Source organism: Nonlabens ulvanivorans (assembly GCF_000732625.1).
Classification (GTDB): Bacteria; Bacteroidota; Bacteroidia; order Flavobacteriales; family Flavobacteriaceae; genus Nonlabens; species Nonlabens ulvanivorans.
Window position 1 is genome coordinate 1197881 of record NZ_JPJI01000032.1, and the last position, 25466, is coordinate 1223346.

Here is a 25466-nt window from a genome sequence, read left to right on the forward strand (position 1 = left end):
CCGCACTCGATCCGGAAGCTGCTTTAACAATCGTAGTGCTTTTTAAATCGTCTTCGACAAGCTCAGACTGAAATTTATTGGGTTATTAATCCATTCAACATTTTAAAATTAAATGCAGCTTCTTCCTTGCTCTCTGTTTTAAATAGGATAACCTTATCTTTTTGAGGTTGTAAATCAAAAAAGTTATCTGAAAAATGGCCATCTACATTGGAATAGAAAAACACATCTTTAGTAAACGCATCAGATGTTATAGTTAATTGGTAACCTTGATCTGTCTTTTCACTAATCCATTCTAGGTTTTCATTGGGTAAATTCAATTCCTTGGGTCTTACTAAAACATCTGTAATTTGGCTAGTATGAAATTCTACAAATACATAAACACTACTAAGATCAAAATCTAATTTTTCTAAATTGAGTTGATGAAACTCATTACTTGAATTCATTCCGGCAGTTCCTACGAAAGATTCATTATACAATTCTTTACCATAAAAATCACTTATCGCTATCGTAAAGCCGCTTGTAATATCCTCCATTCCATCATTCACCACATAAGTTTTCAACGTATCATTCTCTACGACATTACTAATCATTACATTTTCAAAATCACGTTTCACTTGATAATGCAAGGCTTTCCAGTTACCGAAATAATCGATACTGGACCAGCTTACTGCAGGCCAGCAATCGTTGAGTTGCCAGTAAAGCGTTCCCATATTATAAGGTTTAGCTCGACGGTGCGCTTGGATACCTTTTGAGATTCCATAAGCTTGTAAAAGTTGGCTTACATAAACGTAATCTTCGTCATTTGTAGGAACTGGGAAATCACGTTCCATATATTCTCTTATCAATTCATTTCCACGAGCGTGTTTTTGATGTGAGGAATAATCTTCTGACTTGATATTAATAGTTCCGTCATTATTGATATATCGTATCGCCTCATAAGATGGATGCGATTGAAAACCAAACTCACTCATAAATCGCGGTATGTGTTCTTCAAAATGTTCAAATGGGTATGCGTCATGCCACACACGCCAGTCGTGCGCGTCGCCTTCAAATTCATATTTAGGATTTCCACGACCGTATTCTGGCGAGCTTTCCCAGTAAGGTTCGTTGGTGAGTTCGCTCACGTATTTAGGCATTGCGATTTGAAATATGGCTCGATAATCTTCCCAAATACTATCGCGTTCGGCTTGAGATCTTCCTTCTTGCCAGCCCCAATTGTGCCACGCCTCACTAGTTTCATTATTACCACACCACAGCGCAATACTACTGTGATTTCTCAACCTAGTGATTTGTTGAGTAATTTCATTGGTTACGCTTTCGCGAAAGCGTGCATCACCGGGATACATCGCACAGGCAAACATAAAGTCTTGCCAAATAAGGATGCCTTTCTCATCACATTTCTCATAAAAAATATCTTTCTCATAAATGCCGCCGCCCCAAACGCGTAGCATGTTCATGTTAGCTTCCTTGACATCACTCAGCAATTTTTCATAATGATTATCAGTAACCAGATCTTGCATCGAGTTTTGCGGAATGTAATTAGCACCTTTCATATAAACAGGAACGTCGTTTACCTTAAAAAAGAAACTAGTTCCATGTTCGTCGAGCTCGTTAACAAGTTCAATAGTACGTATTCCAGTTTTTAACTTTTGAGAATCGATAAGTTTTCCTTCTTTAGAAACTAAAACTTCTATATCGTATAAATAAGGTTCACCGATGTTGTGCGGCCACCACAGTTGCACTTGCGGAATTTCAAAATGGATTTCAAACTCATCTTCTTGAGCCTTGGGCTGGTAATCTTGTTCCCAGTAAAGGCTATCGTTGACTTTAATTTTATAATGCAGTAATTCTGTGCGCTTGTCTGAGAGCTTGATTTGTGCGGTAAGATTTGCTATAGAATCTTGTACAAAATTCTGTTTGATGTAAACATCATCTATTTTAAAATCATCATAAGCCTCAAGATAAACCGGTTTCCATATTCCCATGGTGTTGAGTTTTGGTCCCCAATCCCAGCCGTATTGATATTGTGCTTTACGCGTGTAAACTCGGTTACCTTCTGGTAAGGTATATGGATTTGCAGCGGCTTTTTGTTCTTCAATTTCTATAGGTGATTTTATAGTAATGTAAAGCTCATTTTCTTCTTCAAGAAATGCTTTTACATCTACTTGCCAGTTGAGAAAAGCATTGTCTGTTTCAAGAATTTCATGACCATTCAATTCTATACTGGCATAAGTGTCTATACCTTCAAAATGCAACTCGATATTCTCTTTTTGCAAGGTTTGTTGGTCCAGTTCAAAGTAAGTTTTATAAACCCAATTTTCTTCAGTAATCCATTGCAAACTGTCTTCGTTATTGCCTTGAAAAGGATGTTTGATCAAAGGCAGTAACTCTTTATGAACGGTAGAAGGCACTTGAACCGAATCTGATATCAAACTATAGTCGGCTTCTTTTAATAGCGACCAGTTGCTCTCTAAATACTGGCGTTCTACATTAGGACGTTCTTCTTTACAAGAGCTTATGAATATCACTAAAACTAATAATAAACTAATCCTCATTTTCAAGGTTTTTAAAGATAGCCGTTATATTCTCTGAATTAGAAATCACTTCTATGTTTTCTTGAAGAAATTTAGGCGAATTCATAGGAACTTTTTCTTCGTTTGCTTGCTCAATGATTTCTGTGGCGCTGGCGTGAACTTCTTTGAAATTCGCTTTCGCGAAAGCGGAACTATTACCACCATTAATCCCACCACCAGGCATGACGATTAAATCATTACCTGCAATTTCTTGATAACGCTTTAAGTTTTCAATTCCGTCTATGGCTTTAGAATACTGTCCAGAAGTAAGGATACGTTTTGCGCCTAAATTCACTAAATCCACAACGGCTTGTTCTGGATTTGTGATATGATCAAAAGCTCTGTGAAAGGTAAACGGTAATGGTCTGGCGAGTTCTATCAATTCACTCGTACGTCTGATGTCTATTTTGAAATCTGCAGTCAATACACCAGAAACAATTCCTGCGCAACCTAATTCTTTAGATAGCTCTATATCACGTTTCATGATATCAAAATCGGCATCACTATACACAAAATTCCCAGAACGTGGACGTATCAATACCATGACTGGAATAGTCAATTCTTCCATTACTTTTTTAAGCAATCCATAACTAGGTGTAATGCCACCAGTACCTAACTCACTGCATAATTCTATGCGGTGCGCACCAGCTTTTTGAGCGTTGAGAGCACTTTGATAATTGGATGCGCAGATTTCTAGAAGCATACTATTTGATGATGATTTCGTCGATGAATGTCCAAGCTTTATTTCCAGCGCCTTGATGGCCGTCTGGAATTGTACCGTAGTTTGGGACGAGTAAAATGAAAGCACTGCTAGCAACTTTTAAATCTATTTTGTAATTATAAAAATTACCAGATTTGCTTACTGGTTTAATCTTACTAAAGGGAGCATGTGGATCTGAACTAATTTTTAAATCATTTGGCGCATAGATCCATTGACCAGGTGCATGATAAAATCGTAATTCAATTTCATTTACTCCAAATTCTTGCTCAAAATCAACTCTAATTTTTAAGTCTTCTCCCCAAAATCCTAACCATTCACTATCGCCATATCGAGAGTCACTTCCTTTAATTCCGTTAACCAATCCATTAGCGCCACTTCCAGGATAAGATTTATGTGGCTCTTTATTGATACTAATTGTCGCTCCTACACCTTTATGGTAAAGGAATTCTTGAGTAAATAAACGACCGAGTGGTTCATCATCATCAAAAACTTGAGCTTTTAAAGTCATATCTGCCGTAAAAGGAATAGGAGCTTCATAAACCGTAGAAGATGAGTCAGGTTCAGATCCATCAGTTGTAAATCTTATTTCTTTTCCGATAGTTTTGGTGCTTAACTCATATGCTTGATTTTCATTTAAGGTTCCTTCAATTTCATATAAATGGTTGGCATAGTTGATATCCATCTCATCTAATCGTTTATGAAAATATTCCACGCGATTTATAAAACTGTCATAGTTTTTATTTTCGTCTGCACTCCATGCAACTTCGCTCATCGCCAGCATGCGTGGAAAAGCCATGTATTCTACTTGCTCACTGGTCGTCATATATTCTGTCCATACATTTCCTTGAACTCCTAAAACACGAATAGCTTCTTCATCGTTTAGTTCTTGAGGAATAGGATTAAAGTTATAGACTTTTTCTAGTGGTAAAAATCCGCCTATCGCTAGTGGTTCATCATCATTTTCACTTTGATAATAGTCAAAATAAGCGTGCGATGTCGGCGTCATGATCACGTCATGCCTAGCTTTTGCAGCTTCGACAGCTCCATTGGTGCCACGCCAGCTCATTACTGTAGCATTAGGTGCGAGTCCACCTTCTAAAATCTCGTCCCATCCTATGATTTGTCGACCTTTTGAGTTCAAATATTTTTCCATGCGCTGGATAAAATAGGATTGCAATTCATGCTCGTCTTTTAATCCATTTTCTTTAATCACTTGTTGAGCGACATCGCTTGTTTTCCATTGGGTTTTCGGTGCTTCATCGCCACCTATGTGAATGTATTTTGACGGGAATAATTCCATCACTTCGTCTAGTACATTTTCTAGGAATGTAAAAGTTTCTTCGCTAGGGCAGTAGATGTCTTCAAAAACGCCCCATTTCATAGCAACTTGGACATTTTCTCCAGTACAACCCAATTCTGGATAGGCAGCGATAGCGGCTTGTGCATGACCAGGCATTTCTATTTCTGGAATGACGTTGATGTGTCTCGCTTTCGCGAAAGCGATCACCTCGTGAACTTCTTCTTGTGTATAAAAACCACCGTACTTTTTACCGTCATATTGATGTGGTGTGTCGTTGTAATGACCCAATAAAGTGCTGTCACGATAAGCGGCTACTTCTTGTAATCGCGGATATTTCTTAATCTCAATGCGCCAGCCTTGATCATCTGTAAAGTGCCAGTGAAAGTTATTCATCTTGAGCATGGCCATCGCGTTGATGTATTTTTTGATAAATTCTACATCGTACATATGTCGTGACACATCGAGGTGCATACCACGATATTTAAAACGTGGTTCATCTTTTATCGTGATTGCTGGAATATGAATTTCGGTTGTGTTATTTAGATCTACCGGCATTAATTGTAGGAGAGATTGTACTGCGTAGAACGCACCTGCATCGGTACTGGCTTTAATAGTTATATTATGCTCGTTACTTTCAATCGAATATCCTTCTTTTGATGAAATACTGTCATCGTATTCCAGAATTATTGAGTTAGTCTCGCTGTATTTTGTTTTCCAAGTGCGACCTGATGCGTGTTCTAGAAAGTTGTTCAGGAAGTTATAGGAAGCTGTAAAGTCATCATTATTACTCAGTGTAGTTTCTTCATTAATAGTGAAGTGCCCAGCATTTACTTGTAAGGATTGAGGTGCAGGAATAATGGACGGACTTAATAATTTTACCTGAGGTTCAGCACATGAAAACAGTGTTAATATCAAACTACAAAGAATTAGAAATCTAGCGCTCATTATTGTATTTTAGAATCTTAAAATTTGAGCAGAAGATAGCACATTTTCTATGAGTCCAAAAGAACAAATACAATCCTTGCGTGATGAGTTGCGTGAGCACAATTATAATTACTACGTTAACGATAATCCTACTATTTCAGACTTTGAGTTTGATAAGAAACTGGAGCAATTAAAAACGCTTGAAGCTGCTCATCCAGAGTTCTATGACTCGACCAGTCCATCTGTACGTGTAGGTGGTGAGGTTACTAAAAATTTCAATACCGTTAAGCATATCAACCGTATGTACTCGCTGGATAATTCTTATTCCATAGAGGATTTGCGCGATTGGGAAAGGCGCATTAAGAAAATAGTAGATGGTGATATCCAGTATACTTGCGAGCTCAAATATGATGGTGCTAGCATAAGTTTGCATTATGAAAACGGAAAGTTTGTTCAAGCAGTAACTCGTGGTGATGGAAATCAAGGTGATGAAGTCACGGCCAATGTGCGTACGATTAAATCAGTGCCATTGCAATTAAAAGGCGATGATGTGCCAGCCAAATTTGAAATACGTGGTGAGATTGTATTGCCTTGGGATGGATTTCATAAAATGAATGAAGAACGTGCAGAGCAAGGACTGGATTTATATCGCAATCCACGTAATACGGCTAGTGGTAGCTTGAAACTACAGGATAGTGCTGAGGTGGCAAAAAGACCATTAGATTGTTTGCTATATCAACTTGCTGGTGAAAATCTACCAGTAAAAAGTCAGTTTGATTCTTTAATGCTTGCGCGAAAATGGGGTTTTAAAGCACCTCAAGAAAGTAAATTAGTCAACTCCATAGAAGAAGTATTTGAGTACATCAATCACTGGGATGTAGCTCGCAAAGAGCTACCATATGAAACCGATGGTGTTGTGATAAAAGTGAATTCGCTTGATCAACAAGATGAGTTAGGCTTTACTGCCAAAGCTCCTAAATGGGCGATGGCTTATAAGTTTGCGGCTGAGCAAGTATCGACGAGACTAGAGGAAATTACCTATCAAGTAGGTCGTACTGGCTCTATCACACCAGTTGCCAATCTAGAAGCTGTAGAAATATCTGGAACTACTGTAAGACGTGCAAGCCTTCACAATGCAGATCAGATAGAAAAACTAGATATAAGAGTAGGCGATGAGGTATATGTAGAAAAAGGTGGCGAGATCATTCCTAAAATAGTTGCTGTAGATTTAACTAAACGACCAGAGAATTCCACTCCTACGGTTTATGCCACGCACTGCCCAGAATGTAATACAGAGTTAGTTCGTAACGAAGGAGATGCAAAGCATTACTGTCCTAACGACATGGCCTGTCCACCACAAGTGAAAGGTAGGATTGAACATTTTATTTCTCGCAAAGCGATGGATATTGATGGTATAGGAGCAGAGACTGTAGGTCAATTAGTCGACGCAGGTTTCATCAACAACTATGCAGATTTGTACGATCTAACGGTGGAGCAGGTTTTACCGCTAGAACGCATGGCACAAAAAAGTGCCGAGAATATGATTAATGGAATAGAGGCTAGTAAGCAAGTGCCTTTTGAGCGTGTGCTGTTCGGGCTAGGGATTAGATATGTAGGCGAAACAATAGCTAAAAAACTAGCTAAACATTATAAAAATATTGACTCGTTATTTAATATGCCAGCAGAACCAGAAAAGACTTCTATCGATTTATTTGCTGATGTGTCGAGCGCCGCAGATAAGAAAATAGAAGAATTAACCGCTGTTCCAGAAATAGGAGAAAGTATTGCTCAATCTCTAGTGGAATTCATTCAGAATGAAGATCAAATGGCGATAGTAGAACGCTTAAAAAAAGCTGGTCTACAATTTGCATTGAGTGAAGAGCAATTAGAAGGCCAGACTGACAAGTTATCTGGTAAAAGTTTTGTGATTTCAGGTGTTTTTAAAATGTCTAGAAATGATTTAAAGAAACTGGTAGAGGATAACGGTGGTAAGAACTCTAGTTCAATTTCTAGTAAAACTGACTATTTGATCCGTGGTGATAAAATGGGACCGTCTAAACTTGAAAAAGCAGAGAAATTGAGTATAACGATGATTAGCGAGCAAGAGTTTCTGGCAATGATTTAAAATATGAAAAAGGTATTGGTATTTGTGGTGTTGTTAAGTTTCGCTTTCGCGAAAGCGCAAACTTATTCTTCAAAAATCATCCCTAATAATACTATGTTATTACATGGGTTTATCGATGAATATCCCATAACTATGTATGTGGAAAGCAACGGTTATTGTGAATATGAGCAAGAATTCTCAGGCTGGTATAAATATGATAATAGTACAGAGTCTATTCCTATCCTTTTTTATTACTCAACATATCCTGAAGAAGATTCTTTTAAAATTTATGCCAAATATGATGGTGATTTTGAAACTGAAGTTGATGAAGAGTATGCTTGTCAAGTATTAAATTATGATGAGGTCTTTGAAACTACTGCAGTGAACGGTATTTTCAATGATTTAAAATGGCATAAAAGCAATTCTAATACGATATTAAAAACTTGGTTTGAAGATAATCCACAAGAGCAATTTTGGGAACTAGGAAGTCAAGAGGTTTATCTAACTAGAGATGAACAAATTGTTTTAGATCTAGATGCTTTAGATTTCTCCTATGCTTATGCTGTTGATGTTATAGGTCATAAAGTAGTAGACGATGTCAATCATCTACTATTAGATATTTCGGTACCGTCTAAACCTGGTGGCAATGGCCGAGGAATGTGCGGTGGTGGCGAGGAAATTTACATTTTATACATCAGACTTGATGAGAATGATAAGTTGATTTATAGTGATCAAGCCAAGGTGATAAGCTGTTTTACAGAAATAGATGAATCTGCATTCATCTATGATGCAGCTTTTCCCGAAAAAGGTATCACTAGATCTAACTAACTTCTTCACCGTGTTGACTGGCATCTAGTCCGCGCTCTTCTTGATCGTCTCTTACTCTTATAGGTATCAATATATCAACCAGTTTGTAGAATAGCAAACTACCACCGAAGGTAAATACAGAAACTCCTATAAGTGCTATGATATGCCACATAAAGGTTTCTGTTTCGCCATGCACAAGTCCAACATCTTTTGCAAAAACAGCAGTCAGAATCATACCTACTATTCCGCCAACTCCATGACTAGGGAAAACGTCTAGTGTATCGTCAATACCGGTTTTAGAAAATAATGAAATAGCGATATTACTAGTAATCGCAGTAGCAAATCCTATAAATATACTTTGTGAAATAGTAACAAACCCAGCTGCTGGAGTAATGGCAACCAGTCCGACAATAGCACCGATACATGCGCCTACAGCACTCATTTTGCGATTTGAGAAACGTTCATAAAACATCCAGGTGATCATGGCGGTGGCACTAGCGATATTCGTATTGGCAAAGGCTATGGCGGCATCTGCATTTGCGGCTAGCGCACTACCAGCGTTAAAACCGAACCATCCAAACCATAGCAATCCAGTTCCTAAAATAATGTACGGCACATTTGCTGGATCATGGGTGATTTTTTTGCGTTTTCCTAAATAAACTGCTCCTGCAAGTGCTGCAAATCCTGCACTCATGTGAACTACTGTTCCACCGGCAAAGTCTAGCACTCCTAGATTGCGCAATAGTCCATCTGGATGCCAAGTCATGTGTGCTAAAGGCGTGTAGATGAAAATAGTAAACAATACCATAAATAAGATATAGCTTCTAAAACGGACACGTTCTGCAAAGCTACCTGTGATTAAGGCAGGTGTGATAATGGCAAACTTGAGCTGGAATAAAGCAAATACTAAAAAAGGTACAGTTCCTGCAAAATCTGGGTTAGGAGCAAGACCTACATCTTTAAAATTAAAATAAGTCATTGGGTTTCCTATGATTCCATAATAGCTTTCTCCAAAGGCAAGTGAGAAACCTACAATTACCCATATTATACTTACTACTCCTAAAGCTACAAAGCTTTGCAGCATCGTGGAAATCATGGATTTTTTATTCACCATACCACCATAGAAAAAGGCAAGTCCTGGCGTCATTAGTAATACAAATGCCGATGCTATCAACATCCATGCAGTATCGCCACTATCAATGGCGCTCATATCACCATTTTCGGTATAGGGATTACTAAACGTTAAACTGATAAGTACTAAAACAGCTAAAACTATAAAATTGACCTTTTTGCCCATTGGAAAAATTTTAAATTATTTTTCAAATATAGGGTATGTGTTTTAGAATTATATAAAATTTATAGTTTAACCCTATAAAATTAGGGGCTTATGGTTTTTAAAATGTAATAATTGATGTTGTTTCGGCAATATTTTTGGGGTGTTGAGGTATAAATTACACTTTGGTTTTTCGGTGGTTTTATTTGGATTTCATGAGTTTGATGAAAACATAACCAAAAAATACCATGAAGAGAAAGTCATTTAAACCATAGATAGAGTAAAAAATTCCAGCAATTTTATCTTTATCATAAACCTCTTGAACGCTATTATTAGCGAACCAATATCCATAAGCAATGACATAGCACAATTTTTCAATTGCAAATACAGCAACAAGCCATTTCACTTTTTCAAAAACTTTAGCTACGGCAATAAAAGCGAGACCCCAAACCATAATCATAAGTAGTCCAAAATAGGACATCACTACTGGATCTGTTTCTGGAATAACATCATTGGTAAAGCCTTTAGAGAAGAATAGAATTCCTAAGGTGTTTATAATTCCTGAAAGTATGAATCCTTTAGTGATGGTTGATTTGGTCATAATTATTTTATAATTTGATTGAATTAAATCTCATAAACTACATCAACGCCTTTATCGATCTTTCCTTCTTTTAAGTAAAAGTCAATACGACCGAGATTGATCCCATAACAACCTACTTGGTTCACCATAACATCTTTTCCAGTAGCATTTTTTACGATTTCTGGGGCATCGAGAAAAGTATGAGTGTGACCACCTATGATAAGATCTATGCCTGATGTTGCTGCTGCAAGTGATAGGTCAGATACTCTGTCACCTCTATATGAATAACCTAAATGCGACATGCAGATTACTAGATCACATTTCTCTGTTTCACGCAGTGTTTTAATTTGGTCTTTTGCGACTTCTATAGGGTCATTGTAAACGGTTTCCTTATACATTTTTGGGTCTACTAATCCGTCTAGTTTTATTCCTACACCGAATAGCCCGATGCGCACACCATCTTTGACCATTACTTTATAGGGTTTAGTGTGTCCATCCATGATGGTGTTTGAGAAGTCGTAATTGGAGATCACAAAGTCAAAATCTGCATTAGGTAATTGCTTATACAGGCCTTCTATACTGTTATCAAAATCGTGATTCCCTATGGTGGCAGCATCATATCCCATCATAGACATCAATTTAATCTCAAGCTCACCGCCATAGAAATTGAAATATGGAGTACCTTGAAATATGTCACCGCAGTCCAGCAATAAAGTATTGGGGTTTTCTGTCCGTACTTTATTAATCACAGCAGCCCTGCGAGCAACGCCACCACGACCGTCATTGCGACCACCAGAAATAGGTTCAATGTGTGAGTGTGTATCGTTAGTATGTAAAATGGTGATTTTCTTAGTTCCAGGCTCTAATTCTGGTCCTGTAAGAATACCATTTGCAAGAGCGTAGTTAGACCATAGAGCCGCACCAGCTACCATTCCAGCACTTGTATTGCGTATAAATTTTCTTCTTTCCATTTTCTTGCTTATTAATCGAGAACCTCAAATCGGTTGTCATGTTCAAATTTAATTGTGTCCACTTTCTTGAAGTAATCTATAGTTGCATTACGTATTTTGTAATCTATTTTCACCATAGGCGCATCTTTAAAAAAGCTCATATCATCACCACCGCTATACAAGTAATCGCTAGTTGCTACGGTATATATTTTATCTTTATCTAGCGGCTTGTTTTGTATAGTAACCATATTAACGCTGTTGTCTGCGTTTAAAATAATTTGCATTCCGTCAAATGGATGGGCTTTTTTACGATCGATGATGTAATTGATTAATTCATTCATCTTTTCGCCAGTAAGTTCAACGATGGTTATTTCATTGTCAAATGGCATGATTTCATAAGCCCTTCTCATTGTTACTGGTCCGGCAGGCATTCCTGCTCTAATACCACCATGATTTAGTAAAACTACATCTATGTCTTTTCCCGTACGAGATTTATAAATAGGAGCTCCTTGTTCACGTACGATTGCTGCGAGCATGTTACCGATAGGAGTGTTGTACTTATAATCGTTTTTATTCATGGAAGCAGGATTGAAGCTTAATTGTTCATCCATTTGAGCGTCTAACGATTTTTTGAACGGTGCGATGTACTCATCTATTTGTACGACGCTTTGTAGCGTGCTGTCGATATGAGTCTGCGAGCTCGATATTTTAGTAAGTTGTAAATGGTCTGATTTGCAAGAGGTTGTGATTAATAACGCTTTCGCGAAAGCGAGATAGAAAAAAGCCTTTCCCAGTCGCTTATAAATAGATGTTTTCATGTCCTATTGTGCTACATTTGTACAGTTAGTAAAAGTACATGATTTTTAACGGAATTAAGCGCCGCTGGTTGCGCAAAGAACTGCAGAAATTGCAAAAGGAGCAAGTTAGGCCGTCTATTAAATGGCCTCAATCGCTTGTGGTGATATATGACGGTCAGCAGGTTTCTGACATAAGTCCTTTTTTAAAATGGGCAGAAGAGTTAGGGATAAAAGAAGATGCGGTAACATGTATAGCTTACGTAAATGATAAAAAGAAATCTACTATAACCGACGCTCATTTAATTGATCGAAAATTAATCAAATGGTCTGGTGGTATTACTGATTCTGAAACAAAGGAATTATTAAGTAAAACGTTTGATTTACAGATCAATCATTTTAATACTGAAAATGATTTGATAGACTATGTGAGTCTGGCGTTGCCGTCTGGTTTAAAGGTGGCTTATGGTAGTGATAATGAATCTCTTTTTGATCTTTCCATAAGTGTTGATCTTAAGGATTATAAAGGATTAATAATAGAATTAAAAAAGTATTTAAAAATATTAACTCAATAAAATGCAAGATTTAATAGGAACTGGTGTAGCATTGATTACACCTTTTACTGCCGCTGGTGAGGTAGATCACAGCGCATTAGAGCAAGTGGTGAATTATCAAATTGATAATGGAATTGATTATTTAGTAGTATTAGGTACTACCGGAGAGAGTGCAACTTTAACTCTTGAAGAAAAAGAGGCTGTAAAATCAACGATAACTAGAGCAAATGCTGGAAGATTGCCTATGGTATTGGGTATAGGTGGTAGTAATACGGCTGCTGTAGTTGAAGAAGTTAAAAACACAGATTTAAACGATTATATAGCCATCTTGTCTGTTTCGCCAGCTTACAATAAGCCTACGCAAGAAGGTATTTACCAGCATTTTAAAGCTGTGGCAACAGCTACAGAAAAAGCAATTATTTTGTATAACGTGCCTGGTAGAACGGCGTCTAACATGGCGGTTGAAACAGTTGTTAGACTTGCACATGATTTTGATAATATATTGGGAATCAAGGAAGCAGCTGGAGATATTGTACAAGCCATGAAATTAATTCAATATACTCCTAAAGATTTTCTAGTGATATCTGGTGATGATATGATTACATTGTCCATGGTGCTTGCTGGTGGAGCTGGAGTTATATCAGTGATAGGTCAAGGATTGCCTCAAGGTTTTAGTGATATGGTACGTTACGGTCTTAATGGTGATGTTGAAGAGGCGTTTGAATTGCATTATAAAATTGCTGCAAGTATCGATATGATTTTTGAGCAAGGTAATCCTGGCGGAATTAAATCTTTGCTAGCTTCTCTAGGGTTGATCGAAGAGTATCTTAGGTTGCCATTGGTGCCTGTAAATGAAAACTTAAAGTCTAGAATAGATACATTCTTAAAGCAGTATGAGGCTTAAGGTAGATTAATTAATCTTAAGCATTATACTTCATTTCAATTATATGCGTTAGTTGCATAGACAACTAAGAAAATATGTATAAAAATTGTACTTTTGCAAACCATTTAAAATTGAGTATGAAAAACTATATTGTTTTACTTCTTTTAGCGATTATGGCAGTAAGCTGTGGACCTTATCAGACTGCTTTAAAGTCTACCGATAATGAGGTGAAGCTAGCTATGATTGATACACTTCTTAAAAGAGAGAAGTATAGCAAGGCTGTTAATCTTTTTGATCAAATCATACCGCAGTATCGAGGAACAGATAAAGCTGAAGCGTTGTCTATTAAATATGCAAAGGCTCTCTATGAAACTAGAGATTACCCTAATAGTGCATATCAATACGAGCGATTTGTGCAATCACATCCTGCGAGTGATAATAGGGAATACGCCGCTTTTATGGGAGCAAAAAGTCATTATCATATGTCTGCTGTTTATTCAAAAAGTCAGGTGAATACGGATCGGGCTTTGGCAAAATTGCAAGACTATATCAATTTATATCCAGATGGAGAGTATGCAGAACAGGCAAACGGTTTAGTATCTGAATTGAGATTTAAATTAGATCGAAAGGCTTATGAGATTGCAAAGAATTATCATCACCGTAATAGATATATACCAGCGATCAAGAGTTTTGAAAACTTCATTGTACAACATCCTGGTTCTGAATTTATGGATGATGCACAATTTTATCTGATAGATTCACAATATTTATATGCTTTAAAGAGTAGAAATGAGCTAGTTCCAGAAAGATTAGAGCTTGCTACAAAATATTATAATACCTTTGTCTCTCGTTTTCCAACCAGTGAGTATCGTGAGGATGCAGATGAGATCATGGAAAACATCAACGATTATAAAATAAAGAATAACATCTAATTTCAGTTATGGATACTAAAAACATAAAAGCGCCAGCAAGTACTATTACTTATAATAGGGATAATTTAACTAATCCTACAGGTAATATGTATGAGGCTATTTCAATCATAGCTAAGCGTGCTGAACAAATTAATACCGATGTAAAGGAAGAGCTAATTGAAAAGTTAGAAGAATTTGCTACCTATAATGATTCTCTTGAAGAAGTTTTTGAGAACAAAGAGCAAATTGAAGTTTCTAAATTTTATGAGCGTCTACCTAAGCCTCACCAGATTGCTGTTCAAGAATGGTTAGACGGTAAAATATATTTTAGAGATACTTCTAAATCAGAAGAGTAATCTAATGATTTCGGTTCTAAGTGGTAAAAATATATTGCTAGGTATAACCGGTGGTATTGCTGCTTATAAAACAACTTACCTTGTGCGCCTGCTTATAAAAGCGGGCGCCACTGTTAAGGTGGTGATGACTCCATCTTCTAGAGAATTTGTCACGCCATTAACACTTTCTACATTATCTAAAAATCCTGTTTTATCATCTTTTACTAATGAAGATGATGAAAATGATACATGGAATAATCATGTTGAGTTAGGTTTATGGGCAGATTATATGATCATCGCACCAGCAACTGCAAATACCATGAGTAAAATGGTTTCGGGAAATATTGATAATTTCCTGTTAGCTGTTTATTGTAGTGCAAAATGTCCGGTTTACTTCGCTCCGGCGATGGACCTTGATATGTATAAGCATCCTTCTACACAATATAATTTTGAGCAGCTATCTAGTTATGGCAATAAAATGGTGCCTGCGGGCACTGGAGAGCTTGCTAGTGGTTTGACTGGTGAAGGTCGTATGGCTGAACCAGAAGATATCGTAGCTTTTATTGAAAAAGATATCGAATCACAATTGCCGTTAGTGGGAAAAATATGTCTTATTACGGCTGGCCCTACCTATGAAGCAATTGATCCAGTAAGATTTATAGGAAATCATAGTAGTGGTAAGATGGGAGCTGCACTGGCTATGGAGATGGCTTCTAAAGGTGCGCAGGTCATTCTAATCATGGGACCTAGCCACGTATTAACTGACCACCATTTAATTCATAGAATTAACGTTAAGACTGCTCAAGAAATGTACGATCATGTGCATGAAAATATCAATGAAGCAGATTATGCTATATTTAGTGCTGCAGTGGCTGATTATAAACCTATAAATCCTGCTGATCAGAAAATAAAAAAGAAGTCGGAAACGTTAACAATTCAGTTGGTTAAAAATCCTGACATATTAGCTAGTGTTGGTGCTATGAAAAATCGCCCTTATCTAGTCGGTTTTGCTCTAGAGACGGAAAATGAGCTGGAGCACGCTTTCGCGAAAGCGGAAAAGAAAAATACAGACTTACTTGTATTAAACTCTACTCGTGATAAAGGTGCAGGATTTGGTAAAGACACAAATAAAATTACACTGATTGATAGGAATCAAAAAACATTTGTTTTTGATACGAAACCTAAAACAGAAGTGGCAAAAGACATCGTTAATGAAATTATTAAAAGAACTCTTTAAAGTATTGCCCTTATTCTTCTTGCTAGTTATGGGGACTTCTCATGCGCAAGAGTTCAACGCAGTGGTACAGGTTAATGCGCAGAATGTTGCGCAACCTAATCAGACTATTTTTAGAACCTTAGAGACTTCTATGCAGGAGTTTATTAATAATACGGAGTGGACTGATCAAGATTATAGAGATGAAGAAAAGATTAATTGTTCTATTGTTTTTGTAATTACTGATTATGACAATGATCGGTTCAAAGGGAATGTTCAAATATCCCTTTCTAGACCTGTTTTTAACTCTTCTTATTCATCTCCTATATTTAATTTTAAAGATTCAAATATTGAATTTGAATATCTAGAGTATGCACCGTTTTTTTATAATGCAAATCAGTATGAAAATAACTTAACATCATTGATCTCATTCTATATTTATACTATGTTGGGGATTGATGGGGATACGTTTGCTCTTAACGGTGGTCAACAGTATCATATTGAAGCGCAACGTATTGTTAGTCTGGCACAGCAAAGTAATTCTGTAGGATGGAAGGCCACAGATGGGCAGGGAACTCGTTTTCAATTAAACGATGATATGCTTTCTCAAACTTTTAAAGAATATCGTGAAGTGTTGTATGGATATCACAGTAAGGGTATGGATACTTTTGCAGAGGATCAAAAGAAGGCTAAGTTACTCATCAGTGCTGAGATTTTAAAATTAAAAGCTCTTAACAGCCGAAGGCCCAATAGTTTAATACAGAGGTTATTCTTTGATGCTAAGGCAGATGAGATTTTAAGTATATTTTCTGGAGGACCAGCTGTCGATATTAGAGAGCTCAAAACTACTTTACAACAATTAGCGCCTAATCAGTCCTCAAAATGGCGTAATATTAAGGTCTAGAGCTTTGGTAAGATGTTTTAAATTATCTAGATTTAAACATTGTAACGTAGTACAGTTTTTGTACTTCTTAATGTCTTAAAATCAATTGCTTAAACATATTCACATTGAGAATTTTGCTCTGATCGACAGCCTCGATTTGAACTTAAAGAATGGGCTTACCATGATTACTGGTGAGACTGGTGCTGGTAAATCTATTTTATTAGGTGCGCTTGGGTTAGTTCAAGGTAAAAGGGCGGATTTAAGCGCTGTGAGAGATACAACACGTAAATGTGTTGTGGAGGCTCACGTGGAGATGTCTAGTTTAGCATTAGATGAATTATTAGAATCATATGACCTAGATGTTGAGCCGGTTTGTTTTTTAAGACGCGAAATTTTACCATCAGGTAAAAGCCGTGCTTTTATTAATGATACACCAGTTACACTTGCTACAATGAGTGAAGTTGGTAATCGTTTAATTGATATTCATTCTCAACATCAAACTTTACAACTAGCTTCTGATGATTTTCAAATAGATGTTTTACAATCATTTGTCAATAAACTAACTGAGAAGGCTAAAGAACCAGCCTCATTTCTATTAGACTCTTTTAGAATTGAATGGAGTCAGTACAAGGCTCTTAAAACACAACTCAATAAATGGGTTGAAGAAGAGCAATTGTTATCTAAAGAAGCAGATTATAATAATTTTTTATTAGAAGAATTAGATAATGCTCAACTAGATCAGCTTGATATTACAGCGCTAGAGCAAGAAAATGAACAGTTAAGTAATGTAGAGGAGATTCAACTTGTATTACAGGAATTTCAATCTATGATGGATCAGGATGATAATGGATTGTTGGATCAGTTAAGGTTACTTAAAAACAGATTTACCCAAATTTCAAAATATGATTCTGATTTTGAGAATGCTAATCAACGGCTTCATACCACTTTTTTAGAATTAGAAGACCTCAGTGAAGAAATGTCCCGTAAAGCGGATAGTGTCGAGGCTGATCCAGCTAGATTAGAAATCATTAATCAGCGCCTAGTCTTAATTGAGCAACTGCTGAAGAAGCATCATCAAGAGGATGTTAATGGACTTATCGTATTGAGAGATGAGTTAGCAGATAAGGTTTTTACCACTCAAAACATCTCTAAAAAGATTAAACAGGCAAGAGTTCAACTAGATTCAGCTCATAAATCTTTAGAGAAACTAGGAGATAAGATACATCAACAACGTGTTCAACAATCAACCTTATTAGAAGAAGAGGTTCTTGTTATTATCAAGCAGCTAGGGATGCCGGAAGCGTCTTTTAAAGTCAACATCGAAAAAAAAGACAGCTTTAATTCTTACGGTATGGATGAAGTAGAATTTAGATTTACCGCAAATAAAGGAACTGCGCTGTTACCATTAAATAAAGCAGCCTCTGGTGGTGAATTGTCTAGATTGATGCTTGCTATAAAGGCATTGCTATCTAATTATAAGAATTTACCAACGATCATTTTTGACGAGATAGATACAGGTGTAAGTGGTGCTATTGCAGAGAAAATGGCGATTATAATGCAACAAATGAGTACTAGCTTACAGGTGATTACTATCACACATTTACCTCAAATTGCAAGTGCAGGTAATGATCATCTAGTTGTTAAAAAAGCAGTTAAAGACGAACAAACAATTTCAAACATTTACAGATTAAATATAGAAGAAAGAGTAGAAGAAATAGCGCAAATGTTAAGCGGTGGAAAAATATCTGATGCCGCAAGGGAAAATGCACGTGTATTACTTCAATAAGAATTTTATATTTGTCACTTATATTTAAGATATGTCATACAACTTACTAAAAGGAAAAAGAGGAATTATATTTGGCGCACTAGATGAGAACTCTATTGCCTGGAAAACAGCTGAGCTTGCTCATGCCGAAGGTGCAACCTTTGTGCTTACCAATGCACCAATCGCAATGCGTATGGGGACCATTAATGAGCTAGCAGAGAAAACAGGTAGTCAAATTATACCGGCCGATGCTACTAGTCTCGAAGATCTTCAAAACTTAGTGTCTCAATCAGTAGAGATTCTAGGTGGGAAGCTTGACTTTGTTTTACACTCTATAGGAATGTCTGTAAACGTGAGAAAAGGAAAAGCCTACACAGATCAAAATTATGATTGGACTCAAAAAGGTTGGGACGTTAGTGCTGTATCTTTTCATAAGGTAATGCAAACCTTGTATAAGCAAGATGCTATGAGTGAATGGGGTAGTATCCTAGCTTTAACTTATATGGCTGCACAAAGAACATTTCCAGATTACAATGACATGGCAGATAATAAAGCTTATCTAGAATCTATTGCTAGAAGCTTTGGTTATTTCTTTGGTAAAGATAAAAAGGTACGTGTTAACACCATTTCACAATCTCCTACACCTACCACAGCTGGACAAGGAGTTAAAGGGTTTGATGGTTTCATAAGTTATGCTGAAAAAATGAGTCCTTTAGGTAATGCTACGGCGCAAGAATGTGCAGAGTATTCCATAACGTTATTCTCGGACTACACTAAAAAAGTTACGATGCAAAACCTCTTTCATGATGGTGGATTCTCAAATACAGGAGTAAGTCAAGAAGTTATTGAAAAGTTCTAAGTATCTACTTTAGTTATCGTTAATAAGCCTCTGTATTTACAGGGGCTTTTTTTTTACGCTTTCGCGAAAGCGTAATTAATTTAATATTGTGTTGCTATGCTTCCTTACAACATTTGAAATTTAACAGTGTTAATTGATTCTAAAATATTATATTCGACATTATTAAATCAAACTACTAACTCATGTTAAAAAAACTACTTTCAATTGCATTGTTGTTTACTGTAGCATTAGCTTCAGCACAATGTAATTACTCTCTTGAAATGAGAGACGCTTTCGGTGACGGATGGGGAAATGGTGCACAAATTACAGTTACCATTAATGGTACTCCTGCTGTGTATACAGTCCCTAATCCTCCTGGTAATCAAAATACTGTTTCCCTAACTGTTAATGATGGAGATACATTAGTTCTAGACTATATCGCAGATGCGGTAACACCTGGAGATAATGAATTTACCCTTTTTGATTCTGAAGGAATAATTGTAATTGATTCTGGATTTTCACCGGCAACAGGTAATTACTTCAATGGATCAGCCTCATGTCCTACATGTCCTGCGGTAACTACTATAACTGTAAATAATGTGGTTGCTGATGCAGCTGAAATCGGTTGGACCCAAGTAGGAACCGAAGTTGAATGGGAAATAGAAGTAGGACCAGCAGGTTTTACAGTAGGTTCAGGTGTGGTTACTACAGCAACTACGAATCCTGCAACCGTTAACGGCTTAAGTGCAATTACGAATTATGATGTTTATGTAAGAGCTAAATGTTCTGCTACAGATTTAAGTAATTCTCAAGGACCTGCAAGTTTTACTACTACAGAGTCTTGTCCTACGCCTTCTAATTTTGCTCCTGTAACTCAAACAGCTACGAGTGTATCATTTATATGGGACGCAAATGGAAACCCTAGTACTATTGCAGATATTGAATATGGGCCTGCTGGTTTTACTCAAGGTTCAGGTACAATGGTACAGCAATTCACAGCGCCTTTTGCAGATGTAACAGGTCTTGCGGCAAATACTACTTATGATTTTTATGTGCGTATTGATTGCGGGATGGGTGATTTAAGTCTTTGGGCTGGTCCTTATACTGCTACTACAGCACAATCATGTCCAGATATTTCTGGTATTACATTTTCTAACGTTAGTCAAACATCTGTTGATGTTGCCTGGACTGCAGGTGGAACAGAGACAGAATGGAGTATAGAATATGGTCCTGCAGGATTTGTTGCTGGAACTGGAACTACCGTTACTTCAATGACTAATAATCCATTTACTCTTACTGGGTTGTCATCTGGTGTGAATTATGACGTTTGTGTAACTGCTGTTTGTGGTCCTATGGATTTATCTACACCTGTTTGCGCAAGTGTTTTAACGCCGGCAGATTATTGTGCAGGTGATTTACTAGTAGATTCTGGTGGAGTAGCAGGCGACTATGGCGCAAGTGAAAACTTTACATACACTGTTTGTCCAGATAACGCTGGCGATGTTGTTTATGTAGATTTTACTGCTTTTGAATTGGAAACTTCCTTTGCTGGTTGTTGGGATAGTTTAACGGTATACGACGGACCAGATACATTGTCTCCTACCATTAATCCTCCTGGTGGTGGAACAGAATGGTGTTGGGACGCAGGTTCTGGAACTGGAGATTTAGTTCAGGAATTATTAATAGGTAAATTACCTTCTGGTTGTTTGACATTTGTTTTTGAATCTGATGGTGGTGGACAACGAGCTGGATTTGAAGCTGCAGTTACTTGTGCGGCTCCGCCTACATGTCCAGTAGTATTTGGTCAAATGATTGATCTTTCTTCTGCAACATCTTTAGATCTTTCTTGGACTGCTGGTGGTACAGAAACCGAGTGGAGAGTTGAATATGGTGCTCCTGGATTCGCAATTGGGTCTGGAACACTAGTAACACCTAACCCAACAATGGCTAGTACGTCAATAACAGGTTTAACGAGTGATACTGCTTACGAATTTTATATAACGGCTTTATGTGGGCCTGGTGATGAATCTATCCCGGTTTCATTAACTGGTTCTACTACAAAGGATTATTGTGCAGGAGATGCTTTTACTGATGCTGGTGGAACAACTGCTGGCTATAATGCTAGCGAGAATACAACATATACAATTTGTCCAGATAACGCTGGAGATGTAGTTTATGTAGATTTTACAGCATTTGATACTGAGGAACGTGGGTTTTCTAATGATTGTTATGACGGATTGACTATTTACGCAGGTCCAGATGACACCTTCCCAGTAATCAGTCCTCCTAATGGAGTTGGAGATGTATGGTGTTGGGATCCTGCTAGTACAGCGGCGTTCCAAGGTACTGGTGATTTAACGCAAGTTATGTTAATTGGTGCTCTTCCTTCTGGATGTATTACGTTTGTATTTACATCTGATGGTTCTGTTCAAGAATCTGGATGGGAAGCAGCTGTTACTTGTGCGGCTCCGCCAGCTTGTCCAGTGCCTAGTGCCTTTGCAGTTGATTCTTCAACTAGCGATACTATTAACTTATCATGGACGGTAGGATCGACAGAGACCGAATGGGATATAGAATATGGTCCAGTAGGTTTCGTGCCTGGTACTGGAACTGTGGTCACAGTAACAACTAATCCATATGCAGTTTCTGGTCTTACAGAAAATACAGAATATGATTTCTATATCACAGGTAATTGTAGTGCGACTAATGTAAGTGCACAGGTTGGTCCATTAGCAGGTCGTACTACTTGTCTTGCGTTTACAGTACCATTCTCTGAAGGGTTCAACTCTTCAAGTTCAACTCAAGATTGCTGGACTGTAGTTGATGCTAATGGTGATGGAGATGCGTGGGATATGGATTATGCATCAAACCCTAGTGAAGGTGATGAAGTAGCAGCTATATCTACTGACTTTAATGGTGGAGCTGACGATGATTATTTGATCTCTCCAGCGATTACATTAACGGGTAATGAAAGAGTTCGTTATGATTACAGAGTACAAAGTGCAGGTGAACCTAATGATATGGAAGTTCTAATATCAACAGCGACAAATGCCCCAGCAGATTTTACTACTCAATTGTTACCGGTAACTAACTTTGCAAATGTTACTTACATGACAGAGTCTATCGACTTATCAGCTTATACTGGTGATGTATATATTGCTTGGAGAATACCGCCGGGAACAACTGACGGATGGAGAATGTATATTGATAATGTTAGGTTTGAAACAATACCTAATTGTGATGAACCGTTGATGTTATCCACTTCAAACATAACAACTACAGATGTTGATATCGCATGGACAGAGCAAGGAGCGTCTACAGCATGGGAAATTGAATATGGAGCTGTTGGTTTTTTACCAGGTACTGGTGTTGGAACAATAGTTTCTGCAACTACTAACCCTTTTACATTAACTGGATTATCTCCTAATCAATGTTTTGATTACTATGTAAGGTCAGTATGTAGTACTACTGGTTTTAGTCCGTGGTCTTCAACTGGTACTTTCTGTACGGCATGTGTCGCGTTTAACGTGCCATTCCAAGAAGGGTTTAATACTGCGAGTACAACAGAGCAATGCTGGACTGTATTAGATGCAAATGGTGATGGTGATCAATGGAATATTGATTATAGCACTAATCCATTTGAAGGTGATCAAGTAGCTGCAATAACGACAGACTTTAATGGTGGAGCAGATGATGATTATTTAATTTCTCCACAATTAAACTTAACAGGTGCGCAGCGTTTGAAATATCAGTATAGAGTACAAAGTGCAGGTGAGCCTAACAATATGGAAGTGTTACTTTCTACAACAGGTTCAAATGCTGCAGATTTTACAAACACTTTACTTCCCGCTACTTTATTTAGTAACGTGACTTATGTAGAAGAGATTATTGACTTATCTGCTTATACTGGGCCAGTTTATATTGCATTTAGAATTCCGCCATCAACAACTGATGGATGGAGAATGTTTATTGATGACGTGGTAGTTGAAGATCAACCTACATGTCCAGATCCTTTGATGGTCGCAATTGATTCATTCACTAATGATTCGGCTACTGTTTCTTGGACTGCAGAGCCACTTGCAACGGCAGTAAATATTGAATATGGACCTTGTGGATTTACACAAGGTACAGGAACTACTGTTGTAGCAACTGGAAATCCATATACAATTACAGGTTTAACAGATAATACTTGTTATGATGTTTATGTAACATTTGATTGTTCTGGTGCTCCTAGTGTTGCTTCTGATGTTAGAACATTTACGACAGTATGTAATCCTTTAACGGCGCCATATACAGAAGATTTTGAAACTTTTACAACGACTACTAGTGGTTTCCCTGGTGCTGCAGATTTCTTTAATATAGAGAACTGCTGGTCTGCTGTAAATACAGCTAGTTTAGGTTGGGTTGCTGCGCCATCAACTTTAACAGCCTCTGGAGGAACAGGTCCTGCACCTGCAATCAATACAGGAAATTATATGTATGTTGAAACGTCGAGTGGTGTACCAGGTGAAATAGCAGAATTATATTCTCCTATCGTAGATATATCTAGTTTGACGAATCCAGCATTGACATTCTCTTACCACATGTTTGGTGTTAATATGGGTAATTTACATGTAGATGTAAATGACGGTACAGGTTTCGTTAATGATGTACTAGTTATTAATGGACAACAGCAAACAGCAGAAGGTGATGCTTATTTAAATTCAACATTAGGATTAACTCCTTTTGGTGGAGGAACGGTTCAAATTAGATTTAGAGGTGAGCGTGGAGCTGGTTTTGAATCAGATATAGCCATTGATAATTTTATTATTGAAGAATTTACAGGATGTCTATCGCCTAATTCATTAGTATTAAATTCGGTTACAGCAACTGGAGTTGATTTTGGATGGAATGCTGGTGGTACAGAAACAGCGTGGGAATATGTAGTTCAAGCTGCAGGTACTGGTGTGCCAACAGCAGTAGGGACGCCTGTAACTGTTACTGGTGCAGTAGAAGCAGGTTTAACAGCAATAACTTCGTATGAAGTTTATGTAAGAGCTGATTGTGGAATGGGTAATCTAAGTGATTGGGTTGGACCACTAAACTTTACTACTCCTTGTGATGTTTTACCAACTCCGTATGGTGCAATATCAGGTGCTGCTGGAAATGACTTTACTACTTTCCCTGGAACATGTTGGGAAGAAGGTGATGATACTGCTGTAGCTTTAGGGCCAAATGGAAGTGATGGAGCATGGCAAACAGATGATTATGCAAATGTTTTTGGTGGTGCTAATGGATCTGCTGCAAAAATTAATATATGGGCTACTGGCGCAATTAACGATTGGTTAGTAACTCCTGATTTTGATTTAGGAGCTACAGGTCATAATATGAGTGCGTTGTTTGATATCGCTCTAACAGAATTTGGTGACGATACAGGGATTCAGGCTAGTTTAGGAAGTGATGATGAAGTTCAGTTCTTAATTTCTGATGATGCTGGGCTTACTTGGACAGCACTTCAAGTATGGAACAATTCTTCTGTGATAGCGCCTACAGGTCAAAATATTGAAATCGATCTTTCAGCCTATTCTGGTGTAGTAAGATTAGCGTTCTGGGGAACTAACGGTGTTACACCTGATTCAGAAGATAATGATTTCTTTGTAGACAATTTTACTATTGATGCAACAGCTAGTAATGGAGACGCTTTCGCGAAAGCAGGTCTTAAATTATTCCCTAACCCTTCAACAGGTATTGTGAATATTAATGGAACTGTAGTCATCGATAGTGTTACCGTAACAAACTTATTAGGACAACAATTGAAAACAATTTTTGTTAATAATGAGAATGCAGTAATTGACATTTCTGATTTAGCGACTGGATTGTATCTATTTGAAATTCAATCAGGTTCGAGTAGTGCTACTAGAAGAGTAGTTAAGAAATAAATTAATAAATTCATTTTTGTTAAAGAGCTGCCGAAAGGCAGCTCTTTTTTTGTCTAGATATTTATCAGTTTATCGATTAAAAGCTTTTCTATTATTTTATGATAATATTAAGTGTTATTTTGAGCGTTAAATAACCTTTA

At 37.3% G+C, this 25466-nt stretch carries 18 protein-coding genes; 11 read left to right on the plus strand and 7 right to left on the minus strand.

The genetic code is table 11. The features are described from left to right. Positions 1-74: 74 nt before the first annotated feature. Genes IL45_RS12520 through IL45_RS12530 form a run of 3 tightly spaced genes read right to left on the minus strand, consistent with a single transcriptional unit; the run spans position 75 to position 5539 of the window. Complete coding sequence (locus IL45_RS12520; RefSeq protein ID WP_036584488.1) at positions 75-2555, minus strand: beta-mannosidase; 2481 nt, start codon at positions 2553-2555, stop codon at positions 75-77. Next, the gene (locus IL45_RS12525) at positions 2545-3276 is read right to left on the minus strand and encodes a copper homeostasis protein CutC (RefSeq protein ID WP_036584491.1); all 732 of its coding nucleotides are present in this window, start codon (positions 3274-3276) and stop codon (positions 2545-2547) included. Before IL45_RS12525 ends, IL45_RS12520 begins: the two co-directional genes overlap by 11 nt. Before the next feature lies 1 nt (position 3277). Continuing rightward, complete coding sequence (locus IL45_RS12530; RefSeq protein ID WP_036584494.1) at positions 3278-5539, minus strand: beta-N-acetylhexosaminidase; 2262 nt, start codon at positions 5537-5539, stop codon at positions 3278-3280. A gap of 49 nt (positions 5540-5588) precedes the next feature. Here IL45_RS12530 and ligA point away from each other — a divergent pair, with 49 nt between their 5' ends. After that, positions 5589-7643, plus strand: a complete 2055-nt coding sequence (gene ligA / locus IL45_RS12535) for an NAD-dependent DNA ligase LigA (protein ID WP_036584496.1) — start codon at positions 5589-5591, stop codon at positions 7641-7643. 3 nt (positions 7644-7646) lie between these two features. After that, entirely contained in the window at positions 7647-8450 is an 804-nt protein-coding gene (locus IL45_RS12540) for a hypothetical protein (RefSeq protein WP_036584499.1), read from the plus strand. Here the strand turns inward: IL45_RS12540 and IL45_RS12545 are convergent. The 4 genes from IL45_RS12545 to IL45_RS12560 form a co-directional block, all read right to left on the minus strand. Beyond that, positions 8443-9726: an ammonium transporter gene (locus tag IL45_RS12545; protein WP_036584501.1), complete on the minus strand. Its 1284-nt coding sequence runs from the start codon at positions 9724-9726 to the stop codon at positions 8443-8445. The genes IL45_RS12540 and IL45_RS12545 overlap by 8 nt on opposite strands. Before the next feature lie 178 nt (positions 9727-9904). Beyond that, positions 9905-10303 carry a hypothetical protein gene (locus IL45_RS12550; RefSeq protein WP_036584503.1) on the minus strand — a complete coding sequence of 133 codons (399 nt, stop codon included), beginning with the start codon at positions 10301-10303 and terminating at the stop codon, positions 9905-9907. A gap of 23 nt (positions 10304-10326) precedes the next feature. Beyond that, the gene (locus IL45_RS12555) at positions 10327-11253 is read right to left on the minus strand and encodes a bifunctional metallophosphatase/5'-nucleotidase (protein WP_036584506.1); all 927 of its coding nucleotides are present in this window, start codon (positions 11251-11253) and stop codon (positions 10327-10329) included. Positions 11254-11264: 11 nt separating this feature from the next. Then, entirely contained in the window at positions 11265-12050 is a 786-nt protein-coding gene (locus tag IL45_RS12560; protein ID WP_036584508.1) for a 5'-nucleotidase C-terminal domain-containing protein, read from the minus strand. A gap of 38 nt (positions 12051-12088) precedes the next feature. Here IL45_RS12560 and IL45_RS12565 point away from each other — a divergent pair, with 38 nt between their 5' ends. The 9 genes from IL45_RS12565 (at position 12089) to IL45_RS12605 (ending at position 25326) form a co-directional block, all read left to right on the plus strand. Further along, positions 12089-12601 carry a DUF6913 domain-containing protein gene (locus IL45_RS12565; protein ID WP_036584510.1) on the plus strand — a complete coding sequence of 171 codons (513 nt, stop codon included), beginning with the start codon at positions 12089-12091 and terminating at the stop codon, positions 12599-12601. Between the two features lies 1 nt (position 12602). Further along, complete coding sequence (gene dapA / locus IL45_RS12570; protein WP_036584512.1) at positions 12603-13484, plus strand: 4-hydroxy-tetrahydrodipicolinate synthase; 882 nt, start codon at positions 12603-12605, stop codon at positions 13482-13484. A 116-nt stretch (positions 13485-13600) separates the two neighbouring features. Next, positions 13601-14395, plus strand: coding sequence for an outer membrane protein assembly factor BamD (locus tag IL45_RS12575; protein ID WP_036584515.1), 795 nt, complete (start codon positions 13601-13603; stop codon positions 14393-14395). Positions 14396-14403: 8 nt separating this feature from the next. Beyond that, on the plus strand, positions 14404-14730 hold the full coding sequence (locus tag IL45_RS12580; protein WP_006795545.1) for a DNA-directed RNA polymerase subunit omega: 327 nt from the start codon (positions 14404-14406) through the stop codon (positions 14728-14730). Between the two features lie 7 nt (positions 14731-14737). Next, on the plus strand, positions 14738-15946 hold the full coding sequence (coaBC, locus tag IL45_RS12585) for a bifunctional phosphopantothenoylcysteine decarboxylase/phosphopantothenate--cysteine ligase CoaBC (RefSeq protein WP_036585365.1): 1209 nt from the start codon (positions 14738-14740) through the stop codon (positions 15944-15946). Then, on the plus strand, positions 15921-16826 hold the full coding sequence (porD, locus tag IL45_RS12590; RefSeq protein WP_036584518.1) for a type IX secretion system protein PorD: 906 nt from the start codon (positions 15921-15923) through the stop codon (positions 16824-16826). The genes coaBC and porD overlap by 26 nt, the downstream gene beginning before the upstream one ends. Before the next feature lie 85 nt (positions 16827-16911). Beyond that, positions 16912-18591, plus strand: a complete 1680-nt coding sequence (recN, locus tag IL45_RS12595; RefSeq protein WP_036584520.1) for a DNA repair protein RecN — start codon at positions 16912-16914, stop codon at positions 18589-18591. A gap of 31 nt (positions 18592-18622) precedes the next feature. Beyond that, on the plus strand, positions 18623-19429 hold the full coding sequence (locus IL45_RS12600; protein WP_036584523.1) for an enoyl-ACP reductase FabI: 807 nt from the start codon (positions 18623-18625) through the stop codon (positions 19427-19429). A 182-nt stretch (positions 19430-19611) separates the two neighbouring features. Continuing rightward, on the plus strand, positions 19612-25326 hold the full coding sequence (locus IL45_RS12605; RefSeq protein ID WP_036584525.1) for a T9SS-dependent choice-of-anchor J family protein: 5715 nt from the start codon (positions 19612-19614) through the stop codon (positions 25324-25326). Positions 25327-25466: the final 140 nt, after the last annotated feature.

Coding starts and splice junctions, on each gene's coding strand:
- IL45_RS12520 (WP_036584488.1), bottom strand. CDS start 2,555: ATGAGGATTAGTTTATTATTAGTTTTAGTGATATTCATAAGCTCTTGT.
- IL45_RS12525 (WP_036584491.1), bottom strand. CDS start 3,276: ATGCTTCTAGAAATCTGCGCATCCAATTATCAAAGTGCTCTCAACGCT.
- IL45_RS12530 (WP_036584494.1), bottom strand. CDS start 5,539: ATGAGCGCTAGATTTCTAATTCTTTGTAGTTTGATATTAACACTGTTT.
- ligA (WP_036584496.1), top strand. CDS start 5,589: ATGAGTCCAAAAGAACAAATACAATCCTTGCGTGATGAGTTGCGTGAG.
- IL45_RS12540 (WP_036584499.1), top strand. CDS start 7,647: ATGAAAAAGGTATTGGTATTTGTGGTGTTGTTAAGTTTCGCTTTCGCG.
- IL45_RS12545 (WP_036584501.1), bottom strand. CDS start 9,726: ATGGGCAAAAAGGTCAATTTTATAGTTTTAGCTGTTTTAGTACTTATC.
- IL45_RS12550 (WP_036584503.1), bottom strand. CDS start 10,303: ATGACCAAATCAACCATCACTAAAGGATTCATACTTTCAGGAATTATA.
- IL45_RS12555 (WP_036584506.1), bottom strand. CDS start 11,253: ATGGAAAGAAGAAAATTTATACGCAATACAAGTGCTGGAATGGTAGCT.
- IL45_RS12560 (WP_036584508.1), bottom strand. CDS start 12,050: ATGAAAACATCTATTTATAAGCGACTGGGAAAGGCTTTTTTCTATCTC.
- IL45_RS12565 (WP_036584510.1), top strand. CDS start 12,089: ATGATTTTTAACGGAATTAAGCGCCGCTGGTTGCGCAAAGAACTGCAG.
- dapA (WP_036584512.1), top strand. CDS start 12,603: ATGCAAGATTTAATAGGAACTGGTGTAGCATTGATTACACCTTTTACT.
- IL45_RS12575 (WP_036584515.1), top strand. CDS start 13,601: ATGAAAAACTATATTGTTTTACTTCTTTTAGCGATTATGGCAGTAAGC.
- IL45_RS12580 (WP_006795545.1), top strand. CDS start 14,404: ATGGATACTAAAAACATAAAAGCGCCAGCAAGTACTATTACTTATAAT.
- porD (WP_036584518.1), top strand. CDS start 15,921: ATGAAATTATTAAAAGAACTCTTTAAAGTATTGCCCTTATTCTTCTTG.
- IL45_RS12600 (WP_036584523.1), top strand. CDS start 18,623: ATGTCATACAACTTACTAAAAGGAAAAAGAGGAATTATATTTGGCGCA.
- IL45_RS12605 (WP_036584525.1), top strand. CDS start 19,612: ATGTTAAAAAAACTACTTTCAATTGCATTGTTGTTTACTGTAGCATTA.